The sequence below is a fragment of the Mesorhizobium huakuii genome (genome assembly GCF_030160235.1).
In the GTDB taxonomy this organism is placed as follows: Bacteria; Pseudomonadota; Alphaproteobacteria; order Rhizobiales; family Rhizobiaceae; genus Mesorhizobium; species Mesorhizobium huakuii.
On record NZ_BSNY01000055.1, the window covers coordinates 122,527 to 135,808 of the forward strand.

17 protein-coding genes are annotated in these 13,282 nt (G+C 63.7%); 13 read left to right on the plus strand and 4 right to left on the minus strand.

The features are described from left to right. Positions 1-44 precede the first annotated feature (44 nt). Complete coding sequence (locus QQK95_RS29180; protein WP_284277859.1) at positions 45-518, plus strand: tripartite tricarboxylate transporter TctB family protein; 474 nt, start codon at positions 45-47, stop codon at positions 516-518. 9 nt (positions 519-527) lie between these two features. Continuing rightward, positions 528-2,036, plus strand: coding sequence for a tripartite tricarboxylate transporter permease (locus tag QQK95_RS29185; protein ID WP_284277860.1), 1,509 nt, complete (start codon positions 528-530; stop codon positions 2,034-2,036). A 12-nt stretch (positions 2,037-2,048) separates the two neighbouring features. Here the strand turns inward: QQK95_RS29185 and nth are convergent, their stop codons facing one another. Beyond that, positions 2,049-2,861 (minus strand): endonuclease III, encoded by an 813-nt coding sequence (nth, locus tag QQK95_RS29190; protein WP_284278015.1) that lies wholly within the window; start codon positions 2,859-2,861, stop codon positions 2,049-2,051. A 22-nt stretch (positions 2,862-2,883) separates the two neighbouring features. On the opposite strand from nth, the gene QQK95_RS29195 reads away from it, so the two are divergent. Beyond that, positions 2,884-3,378, plus strand: a complete 495-nt coding sequence (locus QQK95_RS29195; protein WP_284277861.1) for a DUF2244 domain-containing protein — start codon at positions 2,884-2,886, stop codon at positions 3,376-3,378. Between the two features lie 2 nt (positions 3,379-3,380). On the opposite strand, the gene QQK95_RS29200 is transcribed toward QQK95_RS29195, so the two are convergent. Beyond that, positions 3,381-4,196, minus strand: a complete 816-nt coding sequence (locus QQK95_RS29200; protein ID WP_284277862.1) for a class I SAM-dependent methyltransferase — start codon at positions 4,194-4,196, stop codon at positions 3,381-3,383. Between the two features lie 214 nt (positions 4,197-4,410). Between QQK95_RS29200 and QQK95_RS29205 the strand changes: the two genes are divergently transcribed. The 8 genes from QQK95_RS29205 (at position 4,411) to QQK95_RS29240 (ending at position 10,616) form a co-directional block, all read left to right on the plus strand. Further along, a complete protein-coding gene (locus QQK95_RS29205) occupies positions 4,411-5,289 on the plus strand; it encodes a bifunctional helix-turn-helix domain-containing protein/methylated-DNA--[protein]-cysteine S-methyltransferase (protein WP_284277863.1) in 879 nt (292 codons plus the stop codon). Between the two features lie 218 nt (positions 5,290-5,507). Then, on the plus strand, positions 5,508-5,978 hold the full coding sequence (locus tag QQK95_RS29210) for a hypothetical protein (protein ID WP_284277864.1): 471 nt from the start codon (positions 5,508-5,510) through the stop codon (positions 5,976-5,978). A 20-nt stretch (positions 5,979-5,998) separates the two neighbouring features. Then, the gene (locus QQK95_RS29215) at positions 5,999-6,391 is read left to right on the plus strand and encodes a hypothetical protein (RefSeq protein ID WP_284277865.1); all 393 of its coding nucleotides are present in this window, start codon (positions 5,999-6,001) and stop codon (positions 6,389-6,391) included. Then, entirely contained in the window at positions 6,358-6,879 is a 522-nt protein-coding gene (locus tag QQK95_RS29220) for a hypothetical protein (RefSeq protein WP_284277866.1), read from the plus strand. The genes QQK95_RS29215 and QQK95_RS29220 overlap by 34 nt, the downstream gene beginning before the upstream one ends. Beyond that, positions 6,854-7,336, plus strand: a complete 483-nt coding sequence (locus QQK95_RS29225; protein WP_284277867.1) for a hypothetical protein — start codon at positions 6,854-6,856, stop codon at positions 7,334-7,336. The genes QQK95_RS29220 and QQK95_RS29225 overlap by 26 nt, the downstream gene beginning before the upstream one ends. 207 nt (positions 7,337-7,543) lie before the next feature. Then, positions 7,544-8,449 carry a ribokinase gene (locus tag QQK95_RS29230; RefSeq protein ID WP_284277868.1) on the plus strand — a complete coding sequence of 302 codons (906 nt, stop codon included), beginning with the start codon at positions 7,544-7,546 and terminating at the stop codon, positions 8,447-8,449. Then, positions 8,450-9,895, plus strand: coding sequence for an amidase (locus tag QQK95_RS29235; RefSeq protein WP_284277869.1), 1,446 nt, complete (start codon positions 8,450-8,452; stop codon positions 9,893-9,895). Between the two features lie 106 nt (positions 9,896-10,001). Then, the gene (locus QQK95_RS29240; protein WP_056577951.1) at positions 10,002-10,616 is read left to right on the plus strand and encodes a LysE family translocator; all 615 of its coding nucleotides are present in this window, start codon (positions 10,002-10,004) and stop codon (positions 10,614-10,616) included. A 166-nt stretch (positions 10,617-10,782) separates the two neighbouring features. Here the strand turns inward: QQK95_RS29240 and QQK95_RS29245 are convergent, their stop codons facing one another. Beyond that, a complete protein-coding gene (locus QQK95_RS29245; protein ID WP_284277870.1) occupies positions 10,783-11,724 on the minus strand; it encodes a nucleoside hydrolase in 942 nt (313 codons plus the stop codon). Positions 11,725-11,979: 255 nt separating this feature from the next. Here QQK95_RS29245 and QQK95_RS29250 point away from each other — a divergent pair, with 255 nt between their 5' ends. Next, positions 11,980-12,405, plus strand: a complete 426-nt coding sequence (locus QQK95_RS29250) for an Hsp20 family protein (protein ID WP_013893014.1) — start codon at positions 11,980-11,982, stop codon at positions 12,403-12,405. Between the two features lie 64 nt (positions 12,406-12,469). After that, positions 12,470-12,727: a BQ00720 family protein gene (locus tag QQK95_RS29255; RefSeq protein WP_284277874.1), complete on the plus strand. Its 258-nt coding sequence runs from the start codon at positions 12,470-12,472 to the stop codon at positions 12,725-12,727. Positions 12,728-12,797: 70 nt separating this feature from the next. Here QQK95_RS29255 and ptsN read toward each other — a convergent pair whose 3' ends face one another. Next, on the minus strand, positions 12,798-13,262 hold the full coding sequence (gene ptsN / locus QQK95_RS29260) for a PTS IIA-like nitrogen regulatory protein PtsN (RefSeq protein ID WP_010911486.1): 465 nt from the start codon (positions 13,260-13,262) through the stop codon (positions 12,798-12,800). Positions 13,263-13,282 lie beyond the last annotated feature (20 nt).

Below are 13,282 nucleotides of genomic sequence, written 5' to 3' on the forward strand. Positions count from 1 at the left end.
CACGTGCAACGGCAGGCCCGCTCCAAGGGTCAGGGAGGACCGCCATGAAACCTTTCGCCATCGACAGGACCAACGGCCTGTGCGCCGCGCTATTCATCTTTTTCGGCGCGTTTTTCGCGCTGCAGTCGCTCAGCCTCGAAATCGGCACCGCGTTGCGCATGGGACCGGGCTATTTCCCGCTGGTCCTGGCGATCGTGCTGATCCTGCTTGGCGCCGTCATCCTCGTCCAGGCGATACGTGTCGAGGGCGAGCCGATCGGCCCAATGGCCTGGCGCGGCATGCTGTTCATCCTGCCGGCGCCGGTCTTCTTCGGCCTGACGGTGCGCGGCCTAGGCTTCGTGCCGTCGATCTTCCTGACGGCGTTGATCGCCGCCTTCGCCAGCGGCCGCATGAAGCCGCTGACCGCGTTCGTGCTGTCGGTTGGCCTGACGCTGTTTTCGGTCCTCGTCTTCAGCTACGCGCTCGGCCTGCCGTTCCAGCGCTTCGGCCCCTGGCTGCCCCCATGGCTGGCATCGTGAGGCGCTGACATGGACCTGCTCAACAATCTCGCGCTCGGCTTCTCTACGGCTTCGACGCCGGCCAATCTCGGTTTCTGCCTGATCGGCGTCCTTCTCGGCACGCTCATCGGCGTCCTGCCCGGCATCGGCGCCACCGCGACCATCGCCATGCTGTTGCCGATCACCTTCCAGATCGGCGACCCGGTTTCTTCCCTCATCATGCTCGCCGGCATTTACTACGGCGCCCAGTATGGCGGCTCGACCACGGCCATTCTCATCAACATGCCCGGCGAATCCTCATCCGCCGTCACCGCCATCGATGGCTACCAGATGGCCCGCCAGGGCCGCGCCGGGGCGGCATTGGCGATCGCCGCCATCGGCTCGTTCTTCGCCGGCACGGTGTCGACCTTCCTCGTCGCCGTCTTTGCCCCGCCGCTGACGGCGATAGCCCTGCAATTCGGCGCGGCGGAGTATTTTTCGCTGATGATCGTCGGCCTCGTCTCCTCCATCGCGCTCGCCCATGGCTCGATCGTCAAGGCGCTGGCGATGGTGGTGCTCGGCCTGCTGCTCGGCATTGTCGGCACAGACATCTACACCGGTGCGCCGCGCTTCACGCTCGGCATCCGCGAATATGCCGACGGGCTGAATTTCGTCGCGGTGGCGGTCGGCGTCTTCGGCGTCGCCGAGATCCTGCGCAACCTCGAAAACGAGCATGAGCGCTCGGTGCTGATCAGCAAGGTCTCCGGCCTGATGCCGACCCGCGACGACTTCAAGCGCATGGCGGCACCCATCGTGCGCGGCACCATCATCGGTTCGGCGCTGGGCATCCTGCCCGGCGGCGGCGCGGTGCTTGCGGCCTTTGCCTCCTACACAGTCGAAAAGCGCGTGTCGAAGAACCCGCAGGAGTTCGGCAAGGGCGCCATCGCCGGCGTCGCCGGACCGGAATCGGCCAACAATGCCGGCGCCCAGACCTCCTTCATCCCGATGCTGACGCTGGGCATTCCGGCCAATCCTGTCATGGCGCTGATGATCGGCGCCATGATCATCCAGGGCATCGTGCCCGGCCCCAATGTCGCAACCGAACAGCCGGCGCTGTTCTGGGGCATCATCGCCTCGATGTGGATCGGCAACCTGATGCTGATCATCCTGAACCTGCCGCTGATCGGCCTTTGGGTGAAACTGCTGACGATCCCCTATTATGTGCTCTTCCCGATCATCATGGTGTTCTGTTCGATCGGCGTTTACAGCGTCAACACCAATGCTTTCGATCTCTATGCCGTCGCCTTCTTCGGCCTGCTCGGCTACGTCCTCACCAAGCTGCGCTGCGAACCGGCGCCGCTGCTGCTCGGCTTCGTGCTCGGCCCGCTGCTCGAGGAAAACCTGCGCCGCGCCATGATCCTGTCGCGCGGCGACCCCTCAACCTTCGTGACGCGGCCGATCAGCGCCGGCCTGCTGCTGGTGGCACTGGCCGTGCTCGTCATCGTCTTCCTGCCGTCGGTCAAGAAGAAGCGCGAAGAGGTGTTCGTGGAGGAGAGTTGAAGCCTGGACTGGTCAGCCTTGGGCCTGGACTTCGTCCATCGGATCGAGCGGAGCGATCGGCACCAGAGGGGCCGGCACGCTGGTCGTCTTCTCCTGCGCCTTGCAGATGTCGGCAATGACGCAGGCCGGGCAATCCGGCTTGCGCGCCTTGCAGACGTAGCGGCCGTGCAGGATCAGCCAGTGATGCGCATGGCGCATATATTCGTCCGGGATGATCTTCAGCAGACCCTGCTCGACCTGTTCGGGCGTCTTGCCGGGCGCCAGGCCGAGCCGGTTGCCGATGCGGAAAATGTGGGTGTCGACCGCCATCGTGTGCTGGCCGAAGGCCATGTTCAGCACGACATTGGCGGTCTTGCGGCCGACTCCCGGCAGTTTGACCAGTTCGTCGCGGTCGTCAGGCACCGCGCCGCCATGGTCGCGGATCAGCGCTTCCGACAGGGCGATGACGTTCTTGGCCTTGTTGCGCCACAGACCGATGGTCCTGATATGGTCGCCGACCTTGGCCTCGCCCAGCGCCAGCATCTTCCGCGGCGTATCGGCAATCTTGAACAGCGCCCGCGTCGCCTTGTTGACACCGGCATCGGTCGCCTGCGCCGAAAGCACCACCGCCACCAGCAGTGTGAAGGCGTTGACATGTTCGAGCTCGCCCTTCGGTTCCGGCCGCTGGACGGAAAACCGGCGGAAGATCTCGTGCACTTCCGCCGGGCTGTAACGCGAAGTCCGCCGTACCGGCCGCGGACGCGGCTTGGCGTTCGAGCCGTCACGTCGTCCGGCTGGCAGGTCTTTTTCGGGCATGGAGGAATCTTTGGACTTGGGGCTCGCCATTTCCTTCCTATAATATCCTGTCATGAGCGATACAAACGCCTCGTTTCAGGCTGACGAGCCCTTCTTTCACGCATTGCTGACCCCACACCGGTCGCTGGGCAGGACGGGTTTCCTGGTCCTGATGGGTGCGCTGTCGTTTGGCTGGCTGGTGACCGGCGCGTTTTTCCTGTCGCGTGGCGCATGGCCGGTATTCGGCTTCTTCGGCCTCGACGTGGTCGCCGTCTACATCGCCTTCCGCGTCAACTACCGCGCCGCCCGCGCCCGCGAGGAAGTGTCGGTCTCGCGCACCACCCTAGACATCCGCAAGACAGCCCCTTCGGGAAAATCGGAAGCCCACCGCTTCAACCCGTTCTGGGCACGGTTTTCGGTCGCCCGTCACGCCGAGATCGGCATCACCAAAATGACGGTTGAAGGCCAAGGCCAGAATGTGCCGATCGGCGGCTTTCTCGATCCCGAGTCCCGCGAGAGTTTTGCGACGGCCTTTTCGCGCGCGCTGGCGACCGCCAAGGCGCGCTGAATCTAGAACCGGTACCGCAAGAGCCTGCCGACCTTGCGCAGCGCCGGAATATGTTTCCACAGGCGAACGAACAGTTTGGCGGACCAGCCCATGCGGGCGGCGTGTTCGGGCTTGTAGGCGGAAATATCCTCGACAAACCGCAGCTTCGGGACCGCCAGTTCCAGCTCGTGCGGATCGTCGATCGCCCAGTGAACCTCCGCGCCCGTCGCCTTGATGGTCGGATTGAGGCGAAGCAGCGTCAGGCCGAAGCGACTGTAGGCGTCGAACATCAGCTCGCCGCTGGCAAGATGCGAGACAAGCCGCGAAACCAGGCGCAGCCCTTCATCGGCGGGAAGATAGGGCGTCAGCCCTTCCGCCACCACGATGGCCGGGCGGTTGCGGGGCACTTCGGCCAGCCAGCCGGGCTCGGTCACCGACGAAGCGATGAGGTGGTAATGGTCGCGCGACGGGTAAAGCCTTCGCCTGAGTTCGATGACCTCGGGATAGTCGACATCGAACCAGTCCACGCCTGGTGGCGGATCGACACGTAAGACGCGCGTATCGAGCCCGCAACCCAGATGCAGCACGATGGCTCCGGGATTTCTGGCCAGAAAATCCTCGACACGAACGTCCAGTGTCTTGGCTCGGATCGCCAGGCCGATGCCGAGATTCCCGTCGACCTTGAGCCTGGAGAAATCATAGTCGATCTTGCGCACCGCCTCGTCGGCGAAATGATCCCCAAGCAGCGAATGCGGCAGCCGGCTCTCCAGGGCCTTGCCATAGAGCGTCATCAGCAAGGTTTCCTTTGCCCCTGTCAGATGCACTTTCTCGCCAGCCATGAGCGACTCCTGGCAAGAGCATGATCCCGAAAAGTGGATACCGGTTTTCGGGAAAGATCATGCTCGAACACAAAGAGAGAGCCCCATCCGACCCATCGGGATGGAACAGGCTCTCGAAATCCCGAGTCTATCTGGGTATGCGCGGCAAGAAGGCAAGTTTCGGGTGGCGATCGCCGCCCCAAGGGGCGATATTCCCGGCCAAGGAGACAGTTCGATGAGCACACAGACAGCCGTCCTCAAGAAGGACATCACGCCGCAAGGCAGCGACTATGAGATCGTCCGCCGCGCCATCGAGAAGATCAGCCTCGATTATCGCGACCAGCCATCACTGGAAGAACTGGCCGAAGAGGTTGGCGAGACGCCGACCGGCCTGCAAAAACTGTTTACCCGCTGGGCCGGCCTGTCGCCGAAAGCCTTCCTGCAGGCGGTGACGCTCGACCACGCCCGCCGGCTGCTCGATTCCGGCATGCCGCTGCTCGAAACCTCGTTCGAACTGGGCATGTCCGGTCCCGGCCGGCTGCATGACCTTTTCGTCACCCATGAGGCAATGTCGCCGGGCGACTACAAGACGCGCGGCGCCGGCCTCACCATCCGCTATGGCTACCATGCCTCCCCTTTCGGCACCGCCCTGATCATGGCCACTGATCGCGGGCTTGCTGGTCTCGCCTTCAGCGACCCCGGCGAGGAGCGCGCCGCCTTCGCCGACATGTCCAGCCGCTGGCCGAACGCCGTCTATGTCGAGGACCTGGCCGCGACTGGTCCCTACGCCGCGCGCATCTTCGATCCGACGCTGTGGCGCCCCGACCAGCCGCTGCATGTCGTCATGATCGGCACCGACTTCCAGGTCCGCGTCTGGGAGGCACTGCTGCAGATCCCGATGGGCAAGGCCCGCACCTATTCCTCGATCGCCGCCAGTATCGGCGCGCCGAGCGCCAGCCGTGCGGTCGGCGCCGCCAATGGCGCCAACCCGCTCTCCTTCGTGGTGCCTTGCCATCGCGCCATCGGCAAGTCCGGCGACCTCACCGGCTACCATTGGGGCCTGACCCGCAAGCGTGCCATCCTTGGCTGGGAGGCGGGCCAAGTGTCATCGTAAATATCGTTTTTCCGGTTTCCAGCGACGAAATTTACAGATCTTGAGCAGTAAGAAGTAATACTTGGATTACAGCCGAAATTCGCGATACAACCGGAGACAACCTTCGGTTCTTATGGGACGTTGTTTCAGCGCGTTATTTGAGTTTACGCTAAATTAACCACGATAAAGCGATCATCACTCCTGTTAATTCGGGCTATCCGACTTAATAGGAGGTCTCGATGAAGTTGTTTCGCACCGCCTTCGGTGCAACCTTGCTGGTCGCATGTCTGGGCCAGCCTGTATTGGCTACAACGCAGAATGTCATTTTCAATGGCACGATCAGCCCCACCTGCACGCTTGTCATTGCCACCAATGGCACGATGACGGTCAGTCCCGACCTCCAGACCCTCAGTTCCCACAACAGCGGCGGCTCGGCCGGAACCGTCACGCTGACGACGACAGGCGGGGTGTCGCTGAGCGTCGATCCGGTTACCACCACCACGGTGCCGGCGGCTGACACGACATCGACCACCTGGACACCAACCTACTCTTCCGCCGGTGCCCACTCCATTGTCGAAACCGGTTCCGCGACCGCCATCAGCACACCAGGCGCCGATCTTGTCTCGGTCCATCTCGCCGGCACCAAGGGCGGCAGCAACCGCTTCGCCAACGGAAACTATCAGGCAACGGTAACGCTTCGCTGCGAGTAGCGACCAGGAAGGAGGCATCCTTGAAATTCTTCGGAACCCTGGCGACGGTGCTGGCCGTCAGCCTGATCCCTGCTGCCGCGGCGGCTCAGTCGATGTCGCCGATGCGGGGCGAGGTCAACAGTTTCACCGACGTCTTCGCGGTCCGCGTCTTCCCGGCCAATCCCTACGACCAGAAGATCAAGGTCGAAATCCACGTCTACGATCAGGATTTTCAGCCGGTGGACGCCCGAATATCGCCGGCTGTTTTTCAGCTCGGTGCCCAGGCCTCTCGTCCTGTCCTCGTGGTCGTGCCCTTCGGCGGTGCCGCCGAGCGTAAAGTGCGTATCTGTACCGAAAGCATCCCCTTTCCCAACCAGCAGACGCAGATAAGGGCGCAGATATGCGGAAAGTTCTTTGGACATCGCAAATCCTGACGCTGGCACTCGCGGCTGCTGTGACAAGCACCGTTCCAACCCAGGCCCAGGATCAGATCTACAATCTCAACCAGAACGAGAACGGCTTTAATTTGCCCGGTGTCACCTTGCCCCAAGGCCAGGACGAGGTCCATGCCGCGGACGGCACCACTTGCCGTTCCGCCGTTTCCGGTTCCGGCGCCTATGTCGATCTCGGCGTTATCAGAGGCAACAACCAGACGGACAATGGCGTCGCGACCTATGGCCGGGTCGTGATCCCGATCGGGCGCACACCGAAACGCCTCGATTGCAGCCGCCTCTACGAACTGGAGGTCCAGCGCCTGCAACTGGAGCTGAAGCTGCTCAAAATGGGCCTCGGCGGCGACGGCCCGACAGGAAGCGTGGCCGCCAGCGCTCCCGCCACTGCGGCCGCGTCACCTGGATGGGCCAACGAAGGCTGGACCATCAGGACCGGAAACAGCGATGGCAAGAAAAAGAAGAAGAAATAGCCGCACGCTGCTTACGATGGCAGCCCTTGCCGGCTTCTGCCTTCCCGCGCCGGCGGCGATCATCGGCACCTGCACCATCATGGTCGGGTCATCGGGAACGATGACCGCAAATCCGGCCATCAGCATATTGGGCTCCAAGCAGGCAGGCGGGTCGAGCGCCAGCGTCACCATCGTCGCAAGCTCGCTTCTGTGCACCCTGCTCAACCTGTTGGACTGTTATTCGGTTTCGGCGCCGGCGCCTGCCGCATTCTCGTCCGCGCCGAGCGGCGGCGGCACCAATGTGAGCTTCGCCTCGGTCTTCCGGCTCGATGGCTCGGCAGTCGACATCAACGGAAGCGTGCCGCAACGGGTCACCAACGGCACCCATGCCATGCAGATAGACCTCACAGCCACCAAGTCGAGCGGTGTCTTTCCTGCCGGCAGCTATCAGGGCACCGTCACCGTGCGCTGCGAGTGAAGCGACAAATCACCTTTTGATATCCACATGGTCTGGCAAGTCATCGCATGACGCGCTAGCTTCCCGCGCAATCGGGGTGCTGGCGCATCGATACGGACGCGCCAGCGCACCTCGCCATCTCGATCCACATTTGTGGATCTCGATCCACATCGTGCTTTCCGAAAGTCGATCCTGATTTCCGGCCAGCGCTGGCAGGGAGGTACTTTCTTGATAGTCGTCATCGGCTCGATCAACCTCGACCTTATCGCCAGAGTCGACCGCTTGCCGAGTCCCGGCGAAACGGTGAGCGGTTCCGGTTTCTCCACGGCGCCTGGCGGCAAGGGCGCCAACCAGGCGCTGGCCGCCGCGCGCGCCGGTGTCCCGGTGCGCATGGTCGGCGCCGTCGGCAAGGACAGTTTCGCCGGCGAGGCGCTGGCTTTGCTGCGCGAGGCCAAGGTCGATCTGTCTGGCGTGGCGGAAACCTTCGCCTCGACCGGAACGGCACTGATCATGGTCGGCGACGACGGCGAGAACATCATCGCCGTGGTGCCCGGCGCCAATGCTTCCGTGGTGCCCGGCGACCTCTCCAAGGCGTTCCTGAAAAAGGGCGATGTCGTTCTGCTCCAGCACGAGATTCCGCTGGCGACTGTCGATGCAGCACTCGACCAGGCGCGGGCGGCCGGAGCCATCACCGTGCTCAACACCGCTCCTTTCCAGGGCGATGCGGCGGCTTTCCTCGGCAAGGCCGATTATGCCGTCGCCAACGAGACCGAGTTCGACCTCTATGGCGAGGCGCTGGCGCTGAACGGCCGCGACCGGGCGGCGCGCATGCGCGACTTCGCCGCGAAAACCGGCCGCACCATCGTCGTCACGCTCGGCGGCGACGGCGTCATGGCAGCAACGCCGAGCGAGTTCCTCACCGTTGCGGCCATGAAGATCACACCTGTCGACACGGTCGGCGCCGGCGACACCTTTTGCGGCTACTTCGCTGCCGGCCTGTCGTCCGGCCTTGCGCTCGACAAGGCCCTGGCGCGGGCCGGTGTGGCTGGCTCGCTCGCATGCCTGAAACCTGGCGCCCAACCGGCGATCCCGCTGGCCAGGGATGTCGATCAAGCCTTGCAGGGAACCCACTGAGTGATGCGCCCTGAGACGAAACACGCCGTGCCGCCGGCCGGCGATATCTGCCGCCTGTCCGCCGTCGAGCTGGCCGGCGCGATCCGCCGCAAGAAACTGTCCGTGCGCGAGGTGATGACGGCCTTCCTCGATCGCATCGAAGCGGTCAACCCGCTGGTCAACGCCATTGTCTCGCTGCGCGATCGCGGCGATATCCTGCGCGAGGCCGATGCAGCCGATGCCAGGCAGGCTGGCGCAACCGAAACGCTCTTCGGCCTGCCGATCGCCATCAAGGACCTCGCCTCGACGACCGGGCTAAGGACCTCCTTCGGCTCGCCGATCTTCGCCGATTTCGTGCCGCAGGAAGATGATTTCTTCGTCGAACGCATCCGCAACGCCGGCGCCATCATCATCGGCAAGACCAATGTTCCCGAATTCGGGCTCGGATCCAACACCTACAACAATGTCTTCGGGCCGACGCTGAACGCTTTCGATCCGGCGCTCACCGCCGGCGGCTCGAGCGGCGGCGCGGCGGTGGCGCTGGCGCTCGACATGGTGCCCGTCGCCGACGGCAGCGACTTCGGCGGCTCGCTACGCAATCCGGCGGGTTGGAACAATGTCTACGGTTTCCGGCCGTCGCAAGGGCTTGTTCCCGCCGGACCCGATCTTGAGGTCTTCCATGCGCAGATGGGCATCGAGGGCCCGATGGGCCGCAACGTCGCCGACATGGCGCTGCTGCTCGACGTGCAGGCGGGCTACCATCCGCGGGCGCCCCTGTCCTATGAGAAACCGGGTTCGTTCCTCGAAGGGCTTGCACCGCCCTCGACTGGCGGCCGCATCGCCTGGCTCGGCGACCTCAGCGGCCATCTGCCGATCGAAGCGGGCATTCTCGATCTGTGCCAGGCAGCACTCGGCCGGTTCGCGGACCAGTCCTTCGCGGTTGAACCCTTGCTCCCGGATTTCGATTTCGAAGCGCTGTGGCAGGCCTTCGTCACGCTGCGCCAGGCCAGCAGCGGCTGCGCCCTCAAGATCCACTACGACGACCCTTCCAGGCGCGGCTTGCTGAAGCCGGAAGCCATCTGGGAAATCGAGAATGCCATGCAGCTGACGGCACCGCAGATCCGCGCGGCCTCGGTCGTGCGCACCTCCTGGCATCGGATGCTGCTATCGATCTTCGAGCGCTTCGACCTCATCGCGCTGCCCACCGCGCAGGTCTTCCCCTTCGAAGTCGGCTTGCACTGGCCATGCGAGGTCGCCGGACGACCGATGGACAGCTATCACCGCTGGATGCAGGTTTCAGCCTTTGCCACGCTTGGCGGCTGCCCGGCGGTCAACGTGCCGGTCGGCTTCGACGGCAAGGGCCGGCCAATGGGCATGCAGTTGATCGGCCGGCCGCGCGGCGACCTCGCGGTGCTACGGGCCGCCGCGGCCTACGAGGCTATACTGCCCTGGCCAGCGGGCGCCTGACGCTCATACGACGGCGGGGAGCTTCTCGGACACCTTGCGTGGAGGCCGTGGCCATGCATTGATTGTCCCAGTCGCGCCGCGTCGCCGGCACTCCAAGGGGAAAATCATGTCGCTGGAACTCTACGCCGCCTATGTTCTCGCCTGCATAGTCATCATCCTGGTGCCGGGACCGACGGTCACGCTGATCATCGCCAACAGCATCCGCCACGGAACCCGCGCCGGCCTCGCCAATGTCGCCGGCACGCAGGCCGGGCTTGCCATCATGATCGCCATTGTCGGCATCGGCCTCAACACGCTGATTTCGGGCATGGGCCACTGGTTCGAATGGGTCAGGCTGATCGGTGCCGCCTACCTGATCTGGATGGGCGTGCAGATGTTCCGCTCCAAGGGCACGCTGAATGCCGACGGAACGGCCAGGAAGCCGCGCGGCGGCTTCTTCCTGCAGGGCCTGCTGGTGGCGCTGAGCAACCCCAAGACCCTGGTGTTCTTCGGCGCCTTCTTTCCGCAGTTCATCGCGCCGCAGGGCAACTACTCGCTGCAGATCGTCGTCATGGGCCTCACCGCCATGATCTTCGCCGCCATGTCGGATTCGACCTACGCGCTCGCCGCCGGCCGCGCCGGGCGCCTGTTGTCGGCCAGCCGCATCAAGCTCATGTCCAGGATCAGCGGCAGTTTTCTGGTCGGCGGCGGCCTGTGGCTGGCGTTTTCGAGGTCGAAGTAACGCCTTACCTTCCCCCCCTTGTGGGGGAAGGTGGATCGGCGCGCAGCGCCGAGACGGTTGAGGGGTGGGTGACAGAGTGAGGCGTTGGCGTTCCCTGGAACCCCCTCATCCGACCTCGCTTCGCGAGGCCACCTTCTCCCCTTGGGGGAGAAGGTAAAAAGCCCCCCTAAAGCCGCCCCAGCCGCTCCACCAGCAGGGCGAAGAAGCCGTCATGGTCGATGTCGCGCATCACCATGGCGTTCTTTTCCCGCTTGGTGACACCCCACCAGTCGATCACGGTCATGCCCATGGTCAGTTCCGAGGCGGTCTCCACGCTGACATTGCAGTTGCGGCCCTTGAACAGCTCGGGCTTCAGGAGATAGGCGATGACGCAGGGGTCGTGCAGCGGGCCGCCATCAGTGCCGTATTTGCCCTCGTCGTAGCGCTCGAAGAATTCCAGCATCTCGGCGGTCGCGATGCCGACCTTGGTGCCGAGCGCGCGGAAGGCCTGCGTGCGCTTGGTGGTGGTCAGCGCCTTGTGGGTGACGTCGAGCGGCATCATCACGATCGGGATGCCGGACTTGAACACCAGATCGGCGGCCTGCGGATCGACATAGATGTTGAACTCGGCCGCGGGCGTGACATTGCCGCCCTCGAAGAAGCCGCCGCCCATCAGCACGATTTCCTTGATGCGCGGGGCGATGCGCGGTTCACGGATCAGCGCCAGCGCGATGTTGGTCAGCGGTCCGAGCGGGCAGAGCGTGATGGTGCCGCTCTCCTCCTTCATCAGCGTCTCGACGATGAAGTCGACGGCATACTGCTCCTGCAGTTTCATCGTCGGTTCGGGCAGCTGCGGGCCGTTGAGGCCGGTCTTGCCATGCACTTCCTCGGCGGTGACCAGTGTGCGCGCCAGGGGCCGGATAGCGCCGGCATAGACCTTGATCTCCGGTCGGCCGGCCAGTTCGCAGATCTTGCGGGCATTCTTTTCGGTAAGCTTCAGCGGCACGTTGCCGGCAACGGCGGTGATGCCGACGATCTCCAGTTCGCTGCTGCCGAGCGCCAAGAGAATGGCGACGGCATCGTCCTGGCCGGGATCGGTGTCGATGATGATCTTGCGTGGTTGGGGCATTTCAATTCCTTGTTTGGGGGCCGTGAACTCACCGGATCGATCGCACGCCTGAAGGACGACCGCAGCGCTTCTCCTTGCATCCGCGCGTCGTTTCAAGCGCCATGTCGATTATTCCTGTGAGTCCAAGGCCTGGTCTTTTTGGGCGGGTCTTGTGGTGGCTTGAACTTGGTCGCGGGGCGGACCATATCAAGGCCATCGGGAAAAATGCCATCCGGGTTTTTCCAGTTTATGTCGCTCTTGAGAGGACAGTGTAACATGAGCCGAATGACGCCTTTCTCCAGCCCGCTTCTCCTTGGTTTCGACGCCATGGAAAAGACCTTGGAGCGTCTGGCGAAGTCCGGTGACAGCTACCCTCCCTACAACATCGAGCGCCTCAGCGGCGCCGACGGCAAGGCCGAAAGGCTGCGCATCACGCTCGCCGTCGCCGGTTTCGCCGAAAGCGATCTCGATGTGACAACGGAGGAAAACCAGCTGGTCGTGCGCGGCCGTCAGACCGACGACACCGAGCGCGAATTCCTTCATCGCGGCATCGCCGCGCGCCAGTTCCAACGCTGTTTCGTGCTGGCCGACGGCATGCGCGTGATCGCGGCGGAGCTGAAGAACGGCCTTTTGTCGATCGACCTCGATCGCCCGGAGTCCGAACGGCTGGTACGGAAAATAAATATATCGGTGAAAGACTGATCTTCACCGATGGCTCTCATGCGGGATGGCCTTGAGCGGCGTCCTCGCGCCAAGGAGGCTTGAAATGACCAGAACTGACGAGAATATCACCATGACCAGCGGTGAATTCGCCCATCTCGGCGAAGGCTCGGTCGCTTATCTGCGCAAGGTCTCGAGCGACGACCTGCTCGGCCGCTTCCCGAACATCGGTGAAATCGCGCCCGGCCTGGAATTGTGGGCGCTGTTTGCCGCCAATGGCCAGCCGATCCTGCTTTCCGACGCGCGTGATCGCGCACTGGCCGGCGCCATGGAAAACGACCTGACCACCGTCGCCATTCACTAAAAGCGACCGGTTGGCAGAAACGAAAAGGGCCGCTCCCGGCGGCCCTTGGCAGTCTTTTCAAAATCCAGCTTCAGGCGGCGTGCGAGGCCTGCGTGTCCGACAACAGCGCGTGGATCGCCGTGGCGTCACGCGTCCCCCTGATCTTGGCCACCGTGTCGGCGTCGCGCAGAACGCGCGCGATGCGCGACAAGGCCTTCAGATGATCGGCGCCCGCCCCTTCCGGCGCCAGGAGCAGAAACACCAGGTCGACAGGCTGGTCGTCCAGCGACTCGAAATCGACCGGCGTTTCCAGCCGGGCGAAAACACCGGCGATGCGCTTCACGCCGGCGAGCTTGCCATGCGGAATGGCGATGCCATTGCCGACGCCCGTCGAGCCCAGCCGCTCGCGCTGCAGGATGGTGTCGAACACTTCCCTCTCCGGAATGCCCGAAATCGCCGCCGCCCGTTCGGAAAGCAATTGCAGAAGCTGCTTCTTGGAGTTCGCCTTCAACGCCGGCAAAATTGCCGGAACGCTGATAAGATCGCTCAGATCCATGCTTGAAAATCCCTTGTTCG

Excerpts from the sequence above, each read along its gene's own strand:
- QQK95_RS29180 (WP_284277859.1), top strand. The coding sequence starts at position 45 with ATGAAACCTTTCGCCATCGACAGGACCAACGGCCTGTGCGCCGCGCTA.
- QQK95_RS29185 (WP_284277860.1), top strand. The coding sequence starts at position 528 with ATGGACCTGCTCAACAATCTCGCGCTCGGCTTCTCTACGGCTTCGACG.
- nth (WP_284278015.1), bottom strand. The coding sequence starts at position 2,861 with ATGGCGAGCCCCAAGTCCAAAGATTCCTCCATGCCCGAAAAAGACCTG.
- QQK95_RS29195 (WP_284277861.1), top strand. The coding sequence starts at position 2,884 with ATGAGCGATACAAACGCCTCGTTTCAGGCTGACGAGCCCTTCTTTCAC.
- QQK95_RS29200 (WP_284277862.1), bottom strand. The coding sequence starts at position 4,196 with ATGGCTGGCGAGAAAGTGCATCTGACAGGGGCAAAGGAAACCTTGCTG.
- QQK95_RS29205 (WP_284277863.1), top strand. The coding sequence starts at position 4,411 with ATGAGCACACAGACAGCCGTCCTCAAGAAGGACATCACGCCGCAAGGC.
- QQK95_RS29210 (WP_284277864.1), top strand. The coding sequence starts at position 5,508 with ATGAAGTTGTTTCGCACCGCCTTCGGTGCAACCTTGCTGGTCGCATGT.
- QQK95_RS29220 (WP_284277866.1), top strand. The coding sequence starts at position 6,358 with ATGCGGAAAGTTCTTTGGACATCGCAAATCCTGACGCTGGCACTCGCG.
- QQK95_RS29225 (WP_284277867.1), top strand. The coding sequence starts at position 6,854 with ATGGCAAGAAAAAGAAGAAGAAATAGCCGCACGCTGCTTACGATGGCA.
- QQK95_RS29240 (WP_056577951.1), top strand. The coding sequence starts at position 10,002 with ATGTCGCTGGAACTCTACGCCGCCTATGTTCTCGCCTGCATAGTCATC.
- QQK95_RS29245 (WP_284277870.1), bottom strand. The coding sequence starts at position 11,724 with ATGCCCCAACCACGCAAGATCATCATCGACACCGATCCCGGCCAGGAC.
- QQK95_RS29250 (WP_013893014.1), top strand. The coding sequence starts at position 11,980 with ATGAGCCGAATGACGCCTTTCTCCAGCCCGCTTCTCCTTGGTTTCGAC.
- QQK95_RS29255 (WP_284277874.1), top strand. The coding sequence starts at position 12,470 with ATGACCAGAACTGACGAGAATATCACCATGACCAGCGGTGAATTCGCC.
- ptsN (WP_010911486.1), bottom strand. The coding sequence starts at position 13,262 with ATGGATCTGAGCGATCTTATCAGCGTTCCGGCAATTTTGCCGGCGTTG.